The 16,671-nt window shown below is 30.7% G+C and carries 14 protein-coding genes; all 14 read right to left on the reverse strand.

The window, feature by feature from the left end:
• Positions 1–515 precede the first annotated feature (515 nt).
• The 14 genes from AXY43_RS08185 to AXY43_RS08245 all read right to left on the reverse strand — a co-directional run bounded on the left by AXY43_RS08185 (position 516) and on the right by AXY43_RS08245 (position 16,442).
• A complete protein-coding gene (locus AXY43_RS08185; RefSeq protein WP_105411391.1) occupies positions 516–941 on the reverse strand; it encodes a MerR family transcriptional regulator in 426 nt (141 codons plus the stop codon).
• A gap of 114 nt (positions 942–1,055) precedes the next feature.
• The gene (gene mgrA, locus AXY43_RS08190) at positions 1,056–2,051 is read right to left on the reverse strand and encodes an L-glyceraldehyde 3-phosphate reductase (protein ID WP_041899061.1); all 996 of its coding nucleotides are present in this window, start codon (positions 2,049–2,051) and stop codon (positions 1,056–1,058) included.
• 343 nt (positions 2,052–2,394) lie between these two features.
• Positions 2,395–3,345 carry a transglutaminase domain-containing protein gene (locus AXY43_RS08195; RefSeq protein ID WP_077308805.1) on the reverse strand — a complete coding sequence of 317 codons (951 nt, stop codon included), beginning with the start codon at positions 3,343–3,345 and terminating at the stop codon, positions 2,395–2,397.
• 347 nt (positions 3,346–3,692) lie between these two features.
• Entirely contained in the window at positions 3,693–4,046 is a 354-nt protein-coding gene (locus AXY43_RS08200; RefSeq protein ID WP_105411392.1) for a hypothetical protein, read from the reverse strand.
• Between the two features lie 280 nt (positions 4,047–4,326).
• On the reverse strand, positions 4,327–5,313 hold the full coding sequence (locus tag AXY43_RS08205; protein ID WP_105411393.1) for an ABC transporter ATP-binding protein: 987 nt from the start codon (positions 5,311–5,313) through the stop codon (positions 4,327–4,329).
• Positions 5,306–6,295: an ABC transporter ATP-binding protein gene (locus tag AXY43_RS08210; RefSeq protein WP_105411394.1), complete on the reverse strand. Its 990-nt coding sequence runs from the start codon at positions 6,293–6,295 to the stop codon at positions 5,306–5,308. Before AXY43_RS08210 ends, AXY43_RS08205 begins: the two co-directional genes overlap by 8 nt.
• A gap of 13 nt (positions 6,296–6,308) precedes the next feature.
• Entirely contained in the window at positions 6,309–7,151 is an 843-nt protein-coding gene (opp4C, locus tag AXY43_RS08215) for an oligopeptide ABC transporter permease (RefSeq protein ID WP_023973003.1), read from the reverse strand.
• Positions 7,152–7,163: 12 nt separating this feature from the next.
• Complete coding sequence (locus AXY43_RS08220; RefSeq protein WP_105411395.1) at positions 7,164–8,135, reverse strand: ABC transporter permease; 972 nt, start codon at positions 8,133–8,135, stop codon at positions 7,164–7,166.
• A 103-nt stretch (positions 8,136–8,238) separates the two neighbouring features.
• Positions 8,239–9,915: a peptide-binding protein gene (locus AXY43_RS08225; protein ID WP_105411396.1), complete on the reverse strand. Its 1,677-nt coding sequence runs from the start codon at positions 9,913–9,915 to the stop codon at positions 8,239–8,241.
• Positions 9,916–10,211: 296 nt separating this feature from the next.
• Positions 10,212–10,640: an EamA family transporter gene (locus AXY43_RS08230; RefSeq protein WP_012060140.1), complete on the reverse strand. Its 429-nt coding sequence runs from the start codon at positions 10,638–10,640 to the stop codon at positions 10,212–10,214.
• Positions 10,641–10,680: 40 nt separating this feature from the next.
• Positions 10,681–12,642: a sensor histidine kinase gene (locus AXY43_RS08235; RefSeq protein WP_243099189.1), complete on the reverse strand. Its 1,962-nt coding sequence runs from the start codon at positions 12,640–12,642 to the stop codon at positions 10,681–10,683.
• 98 nt (positions 12,643–12,740) lie between these two features.
• Positions 12,741–13,031 (reverse strand): hypothetical protein, encoded by a 291-nt coding sequence (locus tag AXY43_RS27785; protein WP_243099190.1) that lies wholly within the window; start codon positions 13,029–13,031, stop codon positions 12,741–12,743.
• 384 nt (positions 13,032–13,415) lie between these two features.
• The gene (locus AXY43_RS08240) at positions 13,416–14,849 is read right to left on the reverse strand and encodes a 6-phospho-beta-glucosidase (protein ID WP_023973007.1); all 1,434 of its coding nucleotides are present in this window, start codon (positions 14,847–14,849) and stop codon (positions 13,416–13,418) included.
• Between the two features lie 558 nt (positions 14,850–15,407).
• Positions 15,408–16,442 (reverse strand): CAP domain-containing protein, encoded by a 1,035-nt coding sequence (locus tag AXY43_RS08245; RefSeq protein ID WP_105411397.1) that lies wholly within the window; start codon positions 16,440–16,442, stop codon positions 15,408–15,410.
• Positions 16,443–16,671: the final 229 nt, after the last annotated feature.

Consider the following 16,671-nt stretch of genomic DNA (forward strand, 5'->3'; position numbering starts at 1 on the left):
CTGAACTTTTAGATTTTACTGTTATATAGTAATACATTTTTAATAAAGTTGCAACATTTTTTTCATTTTAATCAGAATTCTTAAGTATTTTTATCATAATTTTAAAACAGCCACAAAAAGAACCCTATTTCTAGAGTTCCTAATTATTTACCCATTTGCTTTTTTATTATTTTATCCATCAATTCCTTTGTTGCTGCTTCTTTCTGAAATACGCTTTTTTATTTTCGATACATAAGAGCTTCTTGTTTCTTAATAAGATTTCACTACCCTTACTCTCCGTTTCTTATCAATCTATTTGCATACATTTAGTTTATATTTCATATTGATGATCACCTTAAATTCTACTATTTTTATATAACTAACTACACAAAATCAATTTTTATTTTCCATTGAATTTAGAAATTATATAACAAAAAGTCTAGTATAAAAAAATACTAAACTTTTTAAATATTTTCACTTATATAAACGCTAATTTGATATTTTATGTATCACTAAATATTTTTTCTTAACTCTCATTATTCATCTTCTTCTATATAGAAATGATTTGGATATCGCTCTTTTTTAAGCTCCTTTTCAGTCCCTAATTCACACGCCATGGTGAAATAGTCAACCTTGTAATTAATATGTTCCATGTATTTATTTAATTCATCTATCTTTTTTTGAACATTTTCCCTGTGCTTTAATATTAACTCCAACCTTTTATATAATGTACCATCACCTTGGCTATTTAAAGCAACGAATTCTTTTATCTGCTCAATGGGCATATTCGTGTTCTTTAGACAATTAATTACTGCTATCCACTCTAGATTTGACTCATCATAATATCTATGTCTATTTTCAGCCCTTTTAATATTAGGCAATAATCCTTCAGATTCATAATATCTTAAGGTAGATGCTGTTAGTCCTGTAATTCTAGCTGCTTCTTGTATAGAATATTTCATAGTCTCTCTCCTTATACTAGAAATTTCTAAGATACATTATACGCCAAAATTACTATTTTTAGAATAGAAAGAAAAAGAAAATGTATACATAAAACTCGATTTTTTATCCCTAGCCTAGTTGGCACTTATTTCATCAATCATCCTTAGCTCTTCATCTGTGAATCCAATATTATGAACTATTCCCACATTTTCAATAATTTGAGACGGTTTTGATGCTCCAATAAGTACACTTGTTACTTCTGAATCTTTTAGTACCCAGCTAAGCGCCATTTGAGCAAGAGTTTGCCCTCTATTTAAAGCAATGTTGTTTAATCTCCTAATTTGCTCTAACTTCTTCTCTGTCAATATATCTTGCTTTAAGAATCTTCCATCTACCTTCATTCGACTATCGTCTGGAATTCCATTTAAATACTTATCTGTTAATGTCCCTTGGGCCAATGGACTAAACGCTATAATTCCTTTTCCATTTTCTTTTGCTGCTCTTTTAAGTCCATTATTTTCAATAGTTCTATCAAATATAGAATATCTATTTTGATTAATTACAAATGGACATTTTAATTCATTTAAAATCGCAGCTGCCTTTTCCATTGTCTCTCCATTATAATTTGAAATTCCTGCATAAAGTGCTTTTCCACTTTTTACAGCTGTATCAAGAGCCATCATAGATTCTTCTAATGGAGTATCAGGATCCATTCGATGGTGATAGAATATATCTACATATTCCAATCCCATGCGCTTTAAGCTCTGATCCAAACTCGCTAATATATATTTACGGCTTCCAAAGTCTCCATAAGGCCCTTCCCACATCTTATAACCTGCTTTTGTGCTAATTAATAATTCATCACGATATAATGCTAATTCCTCTCTTAAAATACGTCCAAAATTTTCTTCTGCACTTCCTGGAACTGGCCCATAGTTATTTGCTAAATCAAAATGAGTTATTCCATTATCAAAAGCAGTAAAGCATAATTCTTTCATGTTATTATAATCTGCATTACTTCCAAAATTATGCCAAAGGCCAAAGGATATCATAGGAAGCTTTAAACCACTTTCCCCACATTTACTATACTTCATCTCATTATATCTATTTTTTGATGCTTGATATTTCATTCTCTCAACTCCTTTGTTTTTATAACTTTACTTTAACACTTAAAGTTAACTTTAAGTCAATATTACATTTTTAGATTTTTGTAAAATGAAAAACTAACTTCTTGATTGCAAGAGTAAATTCGTTATTAATGACTTTAGTCTCGCACTGCTTTTTTTGACAAAAGGATTTAAGCCTTGTATTTTCAGAAATTATCAAAGATCAAGAATTTACTTATTCACTTAATGATTTTTAGATTGTTTAAAATATATTATGCAAAAACAAACTACCTAAACCAGGACTACCATAAACATTTAGTATTTTATATTGCATAATATATATTTTCATTTAAATTGAATTGTATACCTAATTAGCATTTGGATAAACCGAGGTGTCCCATGAATGATCTGCACTTATTTCTTGGTCTGTTAAGTTATAATAGTCATATTGTATAACATCACCGTAATTAGATACAGGATCATCCCACGTACAGTCCACATGACGCCATTTGTTATTTATATAAACCAAGTTCCATGCATGAGCCTGTCCATCAGCAGTACCCTCTACAACCATTGATTTAATTCCTGCAACAGTAAACATTTTTTGAGCTAAAAGAGAATATCCCTCGCAGACTCCAGTATGTTTAATTAAAGTATTATAAGGATCATATATAGTTAAAGATTGATCATATTTTGTATTATTTATTATCCAATCATGTATCGCACGTTCTTTATCTGGCTGACTCATGCTATCTGGAGCAATCTGTGCGACTATGGATCTCACTTTCGAATCCAAATCTGCTTCCATTCCTGCTGTCATTTTATAATTGCATTTAACCTGTATTCCAATATTACCCGATCCATCACTTGTCATGGTTACATCATAATCAGATACATTAAACATTTCATAAGAGTTAGTGATTTTTAACTTACTTATCTCATCTTTAATAATATTTTCTAGGTTGTTAATATCCACACCACTACTTGGACACTCTATATAAAATGATGGATTTTGAATACTGACATTCTTTAATATTTCTTGTCCTATTAATGTATTTACTGAGTCAATCCACACTCCTCTAGAATTCAAGTAATATCCATCAATAGTAGTATTCTGTGCCATATATCCATTTTGGTAGAAATAATACCAAAAGCCATCTATCTTTCTCCATCCAGTGGCATACGAATTACCTTCTGTATACCACCAGCCTTTATAATTAGACTTCCACTCTGCCGAAACTCCTATTGGGGTTAGCGCTGTGATCGAAGCTGCAACCAATGTACAAATAATGATATTTCTTAATCTTAGACTTTTCATTTTATTCCTCCCTTCAATACTTATAACATAATTGTATATTACTTCATCTTTTTTTCAAATATGTTACGAAACAGTTTTACACAAAAAATCTAGTCATTGTATTTATATTTTACTATACAGGTTTAAATGTTTATTTTTCAATATTCTAAAATTGCAATTAAATAATGTTAATTAGAAAATAGAGCTAGTATTCTAACATCTATGATACTAGCTCTATTTTTATGTTTATTTATTTTCACATATATCCCGAATATTTTAATAAACTACGCATAGTTAAAAATTATGCATTTCCAATTCCCAATATATAATTTCTATAACATTCATATGCACATAGTTATATGATTATTTTAGTACCCCAAAATTAATCTTTGCCTGCACTCTGATCTTTGATATGATGACATCTTTAATATATTTTCTTCCATCCATTTTCGCTGTTCATAAGAAAATCTTTTTCCAAAGAATAACATAAATTGATTGTCATAATTATCTCCTACTAATCCATAGGTAGATTGAGTAAATTTAATAAACCCAAGAGTCTCTAGCAATGCTGTATCATGAAGATAAATTGATTTTTCTTCATCAAACATTTCTAATCCCAATTCTTTTTCTAACCTGGATGCTAAAAGATTATGTTTAGATTCACCACATTTATAAAATTTTCCATCTCTTGATAACCAACCACATATACCTGTTTCACTCATTCACTTAATAGGATAGATACTTATGATTTAGCTTGTATCTTCCTATTTTACACCTCACTCTCTTGTATAATAATCTGAATATATTATTGCTAATTTTTATGTTTAAGCAGCGTTTTCATTCTGTAAACCAAGAAAATTCAGCATATTAGTATAAAAAACTTTTACTTTAAATTTAATATATTTCATAAATTCTATATTTCCACAAAAATATTCAAATTCCTCTATTTTAAATGGTGCAATGATGTATGAAATTAATGGATTAATATATCAAGTTTACCAATCAATCATATAAATGGCATGCAATAAAATGATCACCTTCAATTTCTTTAAAAACAGGAATTTCATTTTTGCATCGCTCATATGCATATAGGCAGCGATTACAAAATTTACACCCATTTTCTCTATCTTTCAATGTTATCTCTGATTCTTTTATACTAAGCCTCTGCTTCCTCAATTTTGGATGACTAACCGGCATAGATTCAAGTAACATTTTTGTATATGGATGCATTGGATTATCAAATAAATCTTTTTTTTCAGCCAGCTCAACAATGTTCCCTAAATACATAACTGCAATTCTATCACAGAAATATTTTACAACGCCTAAGTCATGAGATATAAACAGAAAAGTTAGTAGATATCGTGTTTTTAATTCATTCAGTAAATTTATAATCTGTGCTTGAATAGAAACATCTAATGAAGCTACTGGTTCGTCTGCAACCACAAATTTAGGCTGAACAGCCAAAGCTCTAGCAATTCCTATTCGTTGACGTTGACCACCACTAAATTCATGAGGATATCGATTTATAGCTTCTTTATCCATACCGCAAATCCTTAAGTATTCTTCTGCTATATTAAATGCATCTTTCCCATGTATCAATCTATGTTTCTTAATTCCTTCTGCTATAATTTGTCCAACCTTCATTTTTTTATCTAAACTAGCAAATGGATCTTGAAAAATAATCTGCATATCTTTTCTTAATCTACACATTTCCTTGTTACTAATTGATTTCTTATTTTCGACATCAAATAAAGTCTTATCTTCAAATATTACTTTTCCACCATCAGCATCTATTAATTTCAATATAGTTCTGGCTGTTGTAGACTTTCCACATCCTGATTCTCCTACCAAAGCAAAACATTCTCCCTTTTTTATTGAGAATGAAATATCATTTACCGCATCTAAAACAATCTTTTCTCTTCCCAAAAAGCTTTTTTCAATTACATATTTCTTTCTAATCCGATCTACTTCTAAAATAGTGTCAATCAAAATCCTTTCCCTCCTCATATAACCAACATGCTACTTTATGATTATCTCTAATATTAAATAATGGTGGAATATCGCTTTCGCATTTTATGCAAAACTTTTTAGAACATCTATTACTAAATCGGCACCCTGAGGGCATATCTGATAAAGACGGCACTATCCCTTCAATACTTTTTAGAGGTTTTCCACTTTCACATCTATGCGGTTGCGACTCCAATAATCCAAGAGTATAAGGATGCTTAGCATTGTCGAATAACTCATATACATTACATTGCTCAACCACCTTTCCTCCGTACAATACCATAACTTCATCACAGACTTCAGCAACTACCGATAAATCATGGGTAATAAACAAAATAGATGTTTTAACTTTGTTATTTAATTCTTTTAATAGAAATAGAATTTGAGCCTGAATAGTTACATCTAGCGCTGTTGTAGGTTCATCTGCGATTAATATTTCTGGTTCACAGCTTAGAGCCATTGCAATCATTACTCTCTGACGCATCCCTCCACTCAAGTTGTGTGGATAAGAATTATAAACTTTTTCTGGATTTGGAATATGGACTGCTCTAAGAATCTCAATTACCTTCTCCTTAAGCGCTCTCCCATACAAACTTTTATGTATCTTTAGCGGCTCTGCTATTTGCCTTCCTATTTTAAATACTGGATTTAGTGAAGTCATTGGTTCCTGAAATATCATAGAAATTTCATTTCCACGAATATATTCAAATTGTTTTTCTGTAAACTTACTTAAATCATTTCCATTAAATAATATTTCTCCATTTTCAATATTACTTATCTTATCTGGTAACAATCCCATGATAGATAAAGCTAAAGTACTCTTACCACAACCAGATTCCCCTATAATTCCTAGTATTCTGCCCTTTTCAAAAGCAAAGCTTACATCATCTACAGCTATTACTTTATCTTTTCCTTCTCCGAAACTAACAGATAGATTATTAATACAGAGAATTTGTTTATCCATATTTGCCCCCCTCCTATATATTCATTTTGGGATCAAGAGCATCCCTAAGTCCATCCCCTACAAAATTAATTGATAGAACTGATAAGAATACCAATACTCCTGCGGGAATCCAAAGCCACCATTCATATTGCAATACACGCATACTTTGAGCTGCTGATAATATATTCCCCCAGCTTGGCTCGGGCTGTTTTACTCCTAATCCTAGGAAGCTTAAACCAGCTTCCATTAAAATCCCTTGTGCAACAGCTAACGTAGCATTCACTATAACCGGTGATAATGTATTGGGTAGCAAATGATTAATAATAATCTCAAAACTGTTAAGTCCCATAGCTCGTGCAGCTTCAATAAATTCACTTTGTTTAATAGAAAGAATTTCAGCTCTTACAATTCTAGCAACTCCCGTCCATTGTAAAAGACCTATAATCAAAATTACGTTCCAAACACTAGGTCCAGCTAGCGCAGCAACTGTAATTGCTATCACAAAGAAAGGAAAACACATAATTGTATCGACTATACGCATGATTGCATTATCAATCCAGCCTCCATAAAATCCGCTGATGCAGCCTAACGTAACTCCTATTAACAACTGCAAAACAGTTGCACTTACTGCAATCCCCAATGAAATGCGTCCACCATATAATAATCTAGTAAATACATCTCTTCCAAGTTCATCTGTTCCAAATAAATGCCTTAAACTTGGTTGACTTTCTATATTCATTAAATCTATCGTGTCTCTCCCATAACCTGACAAAAATGGTGCAAAAATCGCTGCTAATACAAATATAATTAAAAGACAAAAACCAATTGCGGCCAGCTTATTCTTTAGAAACCTAGCTAAAATCACATGTTTTAACACACCTTTCCTCCCTTAATCAAATTCTATACGTTTATCTACGGCTGCATAAAGTATATCTGCCAATAAATTCGTAAATAAACTTATTATTGCAACCATCATAACTATGCCCATAATAAGTGGATAATCCCTGCTAATAACAGCATTGTAGTTCAGCCTTCCAATCCCTGGCCAAACAAAAATTGTCTCTGTAAGAAGAGCGCCTGATAATAATGATGGTATCTGCATAGTTACTACTGTAATTAAAGTCAGTAATTCATTTTTTAAGGCATGCTGGTATATAACATTCCTCTTCCCAACTCCTTTTGAACGTGCTGTACGTATATAATCTGTTTTTAAAATTTCAATCATATCAGAACGTGTATAACGCATTAAACTAGCCGTATTCATTAGTGCAAGAACTATCATCGGCAATAACATATGCTTTGCAACATCTATTACAAATGATAAGCCAGTTAAATTAACGCCTGTAGTCACCATACCCGATATAGGAAGCCATCCTAGATTTACAGAAAACACTTTAATCAAAATCATACCAAAGAAAAAGGATGGAATAGATAATCCTATAAATGCAAATACTGTGACAATGTAGTCAGTTTTAGTAAACTGTTTTGTGGCGCTTATAACTCCACATGGAATCGCTATTAAAATACTAAGAATCATTGAGCATATAGATAAGATAACTGTATTGCCCAGCCGGCTGCCTATAACATTTAGAACCGGCTGTTTAAATTGAATAGAATATCCAAGATTCCCCTGTAAAGCTTGCATTAGCCACTTAAAATACTGAATTAATACGGGATCATTGTATCCCAATTGTTCCAACATTTTTTCTTTCATTTCTTGTGAAAGATTAGGATCCATCATAGATGAAAATGGATCTCCTGGTTGCAGCTTTACAAGCATAAAAACAATTATAGAAATTCCAATCAATACAGGTATTGTTTGTATTAAACGTCTAAATACATATTTTTGCAGAACGATCACCTCCTCCTATAAAATCATATCGGTTAGGGCTTTTACCCTAACCAATACATCAAATTTTCAATTTTTATATTTCACTTCTATATCACTCTTGCGCAGTAACTTACTATTTTGAAATCGTCCAGTTTTGTATGTCTGGAAATACAGAATATGCTGAGTACTTATATCCTTGCAATTTGGGATTATGAGCACGAATAGCATTTTGTGAATATAAAAATACATATGGTGCTTCATCATTCAATAATTGTCCCCATTTTGCATAAACTTCTTTACGTTCATTACGATCAATAGTAGTTGCAGCCTTTTCTATAAATTCATCACTTTTAGCATTTATAAAATTCGAAAAATTAAATTGAGAATTATTTGCAATGCTTGAAGACCAATAACGATCGGCATCACCTGGATCAACTTCTAAGGTAAATCCTAATAATCCCATGTCATAATCTCCTTGTCCTTTAGTTTTTGCCATAGCAGAAGCAACATCCATAGTACTGATATTTACTATAATACCTACATCCTTTAAATTTTGCTGAATAATTGGAGCACTTTGTTCACGAACCTTATTTCCTGTCGGAACCATTAAATCCACTTCAAATTTCTTACCATCCTTTTCAAGAACTCCATTATTTTCAATCCATCCAGCTTCTTTTAGTAATTCTTTAGCCTTATCTGCATTATAATCATAGGTATTAAGTCCTGACTTAGGATAAGCCCATCCAGCTAGAGATATAGGTGCATTTATTACTTGTCCATGTTCACCTAGTAAACTATCAACTATGCCTTTTCTGTTTATCGCATAGGTGATTGCTTGACGTACTCTTTTATCTTTAAAGAAATCTCTATTGCTATTCATAGTCATAAATTGATAATTCGCACTTGGTTTCTCCTCTATTTTTATACCTGCATCTTTTAACATCTTTAAATCTTCTTCTTTTGTGCTTGAAAGTTCAACAATATCAAGATCCCCTTTTGCTAACTCCGAAAGCTCTGTTTCTGTATTAGCAACCTTAAAAATAAATTTATCTATTTGGGGAGCTCCTCCAAAATAACTATCGTTTTTAGCTAATTCAACATATTGGTCTGGTTTAAAATCTATAAGCTTATATGGTCCGGTTCCTACAGGCTTATTAAGCAAATCACTTTGCTTATCCCAATCAGCAACATTTACTTTACTCCAAATATGCTTCGGAATAATTCCACGTTGTGAAAAATTTGATAATGCTGGCGCATAAACTTTAGAATATGTAAAGCTTATGGTATATTTATCAATAACCTTAATTCCACTTATAGAATCTGCTTTACCATCATGATAATCCTGCGCACCAACTATTTTGGAAATTTCATTGAATCTTGATCCTGTGTACTTTTGATCAGCCATGCTAGTAAATGTAAATGCAACATCATCTGCTGTAAAATCTTCTCCATCATGCCATTTGACATCTTTTCTTAAATTGAATGTCACAGTAAGATTATCACCTGAAAATTCATATTTATCTGCAAGTCCAGGCTTAAAATCATTATTCTCATCCAATAAAATCAATGGTGAATATACCAAGCTATTTACATTATTATCATACGTTGTATTTGATAATAATGGGCTAAACAAACTTTTAGGTGAAGATTCTACAGCATATCTTAATACAGATTCACCGCTTGATGATTGATTATCAGCTGATGAATTAGTTGGTATTTCTGCAGATGTACTTCCACAACCGTTTAATAGCAATATAGATAATAGCATTGAAAGCATACCAGCCAATATTTTATTTTTTCTCCGAATCATAAATATTCCTCTCTTTCATAGCTTGATTTTGATTCATATAACTTAAAGTATTGATATTATTAAAATATTTTCCAACGCAAATTCTAGAAATATATTTTTCAAATTTCAATTCATAGTATTTTAATATGATTACTTTTTTGAAATTATAACCTTAGCATATTAAAATTTTGATCAAATATATAAAATATATTTATGAATTTTAATATGAATAAGCACTACAATTAAATCATCCTAATTTATACAAATATTAATCAGCTAAAAAAAATCAATCACTACGAAATTGTAGTAATTGATTCTTACTTTTTATTTATAAATATTAGTCCAAGAATGCATAATATTATTCCTATTAATTTATTTATATTAAATCCTTCCTTATAAAAAATTATACCTACTGGAATTAGTATAAGTGCAAGAAGAATATTAGATACTAGAGATCCTATACTTATATCCCAGCCGGACCTATATACCATTATATATCCAAACTCAAGACCAACAATAGCAAACCCTAGTAATATACTCGCCCAATTCAGATCATCAAAGGATTCAAAAAATCCTTTATCTGATTTATAAAATTTAAATGCTATAGCGGCTACAATTACTCCAGTTAAATAAGTAATGAATAAAGAAGAGAAAGGGTTAGCCTTCTCCGGAACTGACTTTGAGCAAATATGATAAATCATATTTGATACAACAACAATTATAATAGAAAATGCATACATAAACATAAAAATCTCCTCCATTAATTTTACTGCAATTCTTTTATGATCATAGATAAATATCAGAAAATTCCACCCTAGTTGATTCTAAAATGTGATTGTAAAAAAACTCTTTTGATGATCTGTAATCATACGTTTCGGTAACCTTTTCATTTGGCAGCATTACTATAAAAGCACTTCCTTTACCAACTTTACTATTTACAAAAATTCTCCCACCTAGTTCCTCAACAAATTTCTTAACTAATGATAATCCTAATCCTGTCCCCTCCACTTGACGAGATAGAGAACTATCTACCTGCCCAAACTGCTCAAAAATTGTATCTATTTTATCACTTGAAATACCTATACCTTCATCGCTTACTTCTATAAATATATTTTCTTTTAAAGCATTAAATCGTACAGTTATTTTCTTATTATCAGAAGTAAATTTAATAGCATTAGATAGCAGATTTAAAAGTATCCTTTCGAATTTTTCATTATCAATAGCGACCATAAATTCTTTATATGATGTTTCTAATATTAAACCAATTTCTTTTTTACTAGCATATGATCTTACAGCTTCAACAATCACGTCTATAAAAAACACAATATCTATGTTCTTTCTATTTATTTTGGTACTCTTCAAATTTGAACTGGTTATATCAAGAATATTGTTTACTAGCCTTAATTGCCTAAATGCATTAAGTTTTATCATCCCCAAATATTTTTTAGTATTATTTGATAACTCATTAAAGCAAATATACTCCATAGCTTGTACTGCTGAATTAATTACATTTAGTGGTGTTCTGAATTCATGCGATATTATGGAAAGAAATTCATCCTTCATAGCTATTGTTTTTTCTAATGCTTCATTCCTTTCAAATTCCGCCTGCAAAACTGAATCATGTTGAGATTTTATGATTCTTTCCTGTTTAACTTTTTCCGTTATATCTTTCATACACATCATTCCAAATAAGAAATTACCACTATCATCATATACAGGATTACCACTTATACACATATATATATTTTCGCTATATCTCTTTATAATTATTCTATATTCAGTAATTATTTCTCCTCTTAAAATCCTATCTGACGGAAGACTCCCCTCCTTCAATTCCTTCATATTAATATCAAAATATTTTATTTCACTATCGTTTTTATTTCTTCCTTCAATTATTTTTATGACATTAAAATGTTTCTCTGCTGCTTTATTAAGCATAACCAGATTGCCGCATTTTCCTATAGCTACAACTCCATCAGACATGTTATCTATAATCGCTTTTAATTGCTCTCTATTATTTCTAATTTTTTTCTCATTACTTACAAGTTCTGTAATATCATCAAATGCAGTAACTGACATCAACACAGTATTTTCTTTATCATAAATAGGTGAAGAACTCATATCTAAAACACTTTCTTTACAATTATCTATAACTGTAATACGTTGATTTTTAATTTTCTCACCTTTCAAAGCGCGAAACGATGGCATATCTTCAATGTCAATTTCTTTTCCTGATTCATTAAAATATTTAGCTTCACTATTTTTTCCATGTGAAGTCTTTTCCTCATTAGGGTATTCAATCAATTTTCTCGATATCTCATTTTGCTGAAGTATATCTCCTTCTTTTGATCTAACGAATACTCCATTTGGAATACTTTCAAATATAGCCTCCATTTCTTTGTTTTGAATGTTAATGGCATCCATTTGTTCTTCAACTTTCTTTCTATTAAGTACCGTTTCTGTAACTTCAGATGTATTACTTACCACATATTTGATACTTCCACCTTCTGCAACTGGAACAATTATGGAATCCCAATATGTAATTCCCCTTTCATATCCAATATGTTCATATTCTTTTACTTGAACTGCTTTTCCTGTAAATATAGCTTCCTTCCAAAATTTTTCTACTTTGCTTCCGCTCCATCCTAATATAATCTTCTCTATGCTTTGCCCTATACTATAATATGATTGGTTAAATGGAGGTTCTAAGAAATCTAAATATTCCTGATTTGCTTTAATAAGTATCATGTCAGGAACACTATAAACTGCTACTCCCACAAAGTTTGATTTACATAATTCTGATAAGTATGCATGTTTAACTTCAAGTCTTGAATTTGGATTTTCTCTTATAATAAATAATTGAGTATCTTTCCATTAATTATTTCCATTGAAATTGATCTAAATTCAAGAGATTTAGTAAATAAAAAATAGTCGGCCTTTTTAGCGATGTTTTTTACATCAACGCTTGGGCCGACTCTTAGAATTTTAAATATCTCTTTGATACTTTTTCCAAGCAAGTCAGCAGTTGTATATTCCGTAATTTCTGCAAACTGTTGACTCACCTTAAAAACTTTATGATTTTTTAATAATATATAAGAAGTCTCTTCTATGCACTCAAGGTGCCTTCTATCTTCCATAATAGTATCCTCCTAAGTTATCCGTTATCATTAGCATATGCAACAAAATAAGTAATATTTTACCACAGTATTTTGTGTATTTCTACTCCTAAATTTACTTAACTTAAATTATTTTGAATTTTTAGGCTTCATTCTTTAGTTCTATTTCATTCTAGGAATAAGTTTGCATTCACAACAAATAAAATCTTCCTAATTGATTTATATTTTGTGAGCGTCTTAATATAGGAAATTTATAAAGGATATTCTATATGAATTATTAATATATACAATAAAAATATTTTGCTTCTGTTAAATAATAGATGTAGTTACAACTACTACTCTAATTCCACCTATTAATATATATTCAGAATTTTAAACTTCATCATTCCTAATTATGCCTATTATTTAAACTTCTTCGCCATTAGATGAAATTACTTTCTTATACCAATCAAATGATTTCTTCTTCGATCTCTCTAACGTTCCATTTCCTTCATTATCTTTATCCACATATATAAATCCATAACGTTTTTTCATTTCTCCTGTAGTAAATGAAATACAATCAATACATCCCCACGGAGTGTATCCTAGCAAATCAACACCATCTAATTCAATTGCTTTTTTCATTTCTTTTATATGCGCCCTTAAATAATCTATTCTATAATTATCATTACATGAACCATCTGCATCCTTAACATCAATAGCACCAAATCCATTTTCTACTATAAATAATGGAAGTTCATATCTTTCATATAATAAATTTAAAGAATATCTCAACCCAACAGGATCAATTTGCCATCCCCAATCCGAAGCTTTTACGTGTGGATTCCTAACACTTGCACTTGACCCTCCATTTACCGAATCCTTATCAACTTCATTAACTCCTGATTTAACTACATCAGACATATAATAACTAAACCCTAAATAATCTACAGTCCCCTCAGCTAAAATTTTAGCATCTTCTAGTTCCATCTTGATATCATACCCTTTTCTACTCCATTCTTTTAATGCATAAGAAGGATAATGACCTCTGCAATGTACATCAGCAAACAAATAACGATCATGCATCGATTCAACTTGAAGCATCATATCATCTGGATTGCAGGAGAAAGGATATATAGGAACAAATGAACACATACATCCAATTTGAAAGTCAGGATTTATTTCGTGCCCTTTCTTAACTACTAATGCACTAGCAACTAATTCATGATGAACAGCCTGATACATTACCTCTTCTCTATTTTCACCTTCTTTAAACTGGATTCCTGAACAAGTCCATGCAAATATAGAATTTATAGTATTTTTCTGGTTATTAATTTCATTAAAAGTCATCCAATACTTAACTTTGTTCTTATAGCGCTCCATTACAGTAGTTGCATAACGTACAAAAAATCCAATAACTTCTCGATTACTCCACCCTCCATACTTCTTGACCAAATGATAAGGCATTTCAAAGTGACTTAACGTAATAACGGGTTGGATTCCATACTTCAATAATTCATCAAACATATTGTCATAAAATTTCAAACCTTCTTCATTAGGCTCAAATTCATCACCTTTAGGGAAAATCCTCGTCCACGCAATACTTGTTCTAAAGCATTTAAAACCGATTTCTGCAAAGAGTGCAATATCTTCTTTATAATGTCCATAAAAATCAATAGCTTCATGGTTAGGATAATTTTCTCCCTTAATCACTCCATCTGTTATCCTTCTTGGTACTCCATGAGCTCCTGCGGTCATTACATCTGCAACACTGGGACCTTTCCCTCCTTTATTCCAACCACCTTCAACTTGATGAGCTGCAACAGCACCACCCCATAAAAAATCTTTACCAAAAGCCATAAAACTTCCTCCTTACATTTTATTTTTTTATATAACCATAGCGCAATCAAATTTCTACACTCTAATTTTATTTTAATATTTAGTTTACTTCAATTCTAAATATAGATTTATTATTTCAATACTTATACGAGAAATAAAATTAATTATTATAAAAAACTTAACAATACTTCTTATATAATGCATATTTTAATTTATCGAAAAATCCCAAATAAATTCTCTATTTAATTGCAAAAAATTCATTAAAATATTATGCTAAAATTCTCTCGAAATTAGCTATAAACATCGCACTTTTTACTAGATATTATAATCACATTCTATAATAAGGATAACCTAAAATTATATACATATGTACTAATTAAGATAAAAAATATACCCTAAACGGCACAGTCTTTTAGACATTACCTTTTAGGGTATATTCTCTTCATTTCAATTCCATTGATTATGTATAATTAAATTAAGCTCTATGATTAAACCAAATATCAAAAACTAGAAATAAAGGACTTTCATAAAAATAATTGTCCTTTATTTCGATAAGCCACATGTAATTATTATGGCTTACTAGTTTGAGAATTCTTGTGTTCCCATGTATTTACCATTTCCATAAAGAACTCCTACACCAACTTTAGTATATGAAGAATTCATCATGTTTGCTCTATGACCTGGTGAGTTCCACCATTGAGTAAATAATTCAACAGCATCATATGTGTTGTATGCTATATTTTCACCTGTTGTAGTGTATCTATAGCCTACTGCTTGCAACCAATTTGTCCACTTTGTTCCATCTGGATTTGTATGGTCGAAGAAATTATTTTGGATCATATCATTACTCTTATATCTAGCTACTTGTAATAAAGTATTATCTAATGTTAACGGTTTTAAACCCGCTTCTGTTCTTTTTGCATTCATTAATTCAAGAATCTTTTGTTCAGCAGCAGCTTGTACAGTTACAGAATAATTAGCTGGTAACTTAGGTAACCCCTGAACATCTAGCGAGCTTGTACTTGTAGAAGTATTTGTTGTACTTCCTGAATTTGTTGTATTTCCAGTTGTTGTTGTGCCAGTACTATTTGTATTTCCTGTTGTAGGTTTTGTAGTTACAGTACCAGTCGTACTTCCTGTTGCGGGTTTAGTTGTTGTTACAGTTCCAGTTGTACCTCCTGTTGTACTTGTCGTATTTGAAGGTTTTACTGTAGATGTTTTATTATTATCTTGTACTACGTTATTTCCAGAATCGAATACCTTATCACTTGATGGAGCTTTAGTCCCTATAACTTGTCCACTTTGAGAAGTTGTATATATTCTATTGTTTATTAAAACCTTTCCAATCTCCATTATACCATTCTGATTTAGGCAATAAGTCTCACCATTAACTTTAATAACACCAGTTTGCATTGCTCCACTATTATCAAAGTATGACCATTGACCATTGTTATTAACCCAACCAGTTTGTAATCCTCCATTAGAGAATACATTGTAATAATTGTTAAACATTGAATTACTAGTCGCTGCAGATACTCCTAATGGTGCAATACTAGTCATTGTTGTAGCAGCAATAACAGCCGTCACTATCTTTCTTAAAAAAGCTTTCTTCATTAGTTTTTCTCCTTTGTTTTTTTATTTGTCTTCTGAATTTTTAAAGTAAACATTTTCTTTATTAATTGCTTCACTTGTTTACTCTTTCAACGAAGTCCATGCCTTAATACTATCATCTTTTCGACATTATTCAACATGTTTTTCCTTAGAGATTCTCTTTAAAAAGAAAATAGCTGTAACTTCCTCTGTTTTACTTATTTTTACTCTACCGTCCGCCCTTATATGCTCT

Origin of the sequence: Clostridium sp. MF28 (assembly GCF_002969175.1) — a bacterium.
In the GTDB taxonomy this organism is placed as follows: Bacteria; Bacillota; Clostridia; order Clostridiales; family Clostridiaceae; genus Clostridium; species Clostridium beijerinckii.

What these genes read in the sequence shown, in the direction of transcription:
- AXY43_RS08185 (WP_105411391.1), bottom strand. Translation starts at nt 941, where the DNA reads ATGAAATATTCTATACAAGAAGCAGCTAGAATTACAGGACTAACAGCA.
- mgrA (WP_041899061.1), bottom strand. Translation starts at nt 2,051, where the DNA reads ATGAAATATCAAGCATCAAAAAATAGATATAATGAGATGAAGTATAGT.
- AXY43_RS08195 (WP_077308805.1), bottom strand. Translation starts at nt 3,345, where the DNA reads ATGAAAAGTCTAAGATTAAGAAATATCATTATTTGTACATTGGTTGCA.
- AXY43_RS08200 (WP_105411392.1), bottom strand. Translation starts at nt 4,046, where the DNA reads ATGAGTGAAACAGGTATATGTGGTTGGTTATCAAGAGATGGAAAATTT.
- AXY43_RS08210 (WP_105411394.1), bottom strand. Translation starts at nt 6,295, where the DNA reads ATGGATAAACAAATTCTCTGTATTAATAATCTATCTGTTAGTTTCGGA.
- AXY43_RS08225 (WP_105411396.1), bottom strand. Translation starts at nt 9,915, where the DNA reads ATGATTCGGAGAAAAAATAAAATATTGGCTGGTATGCTTTCAATGCTA.
- AXY43_RS08230 (WP_012060140.1), bottom strand. Translation starts at nt 10,640, where the DNA reads ATGTTTATGTATGCATTTTCTATTATAATTGTTGTTGTATCAAATATG.
- AXY43_RS08235 (WP_243099189.1), bottom strand. Translation starts at nt 12,642, where the DNA reads ATGATACTTATTAAAGCAAATCAGGAATATTTAGATTTCTTAGAACCT.
- AXY43_RS27785 (WP_243099190.1), bottom strand. Translation starts at nt 13,031, where the DNA reads ATGGAAGATAGAAGGCACCTTGAGTGCATAGAAGAGACTTCTTATATA.
- AXY43_RS08240 (WP_023973007.1), bottom strand. Translation starts at nt 14,849, where the DNA reads ATGGCTTTTGGTAAAGATTTTTTATGGGGTGGTGCTGTTGCAGCTCAT.
- AXY43_RS08245 (WP_105411397.1), bottom strand. Translation starts at nt 16,442, where the DNA reads ATGAAGAAAGCTTTTTTAAGAAAGATAGTGACGGCTGTTATTGCTGCT.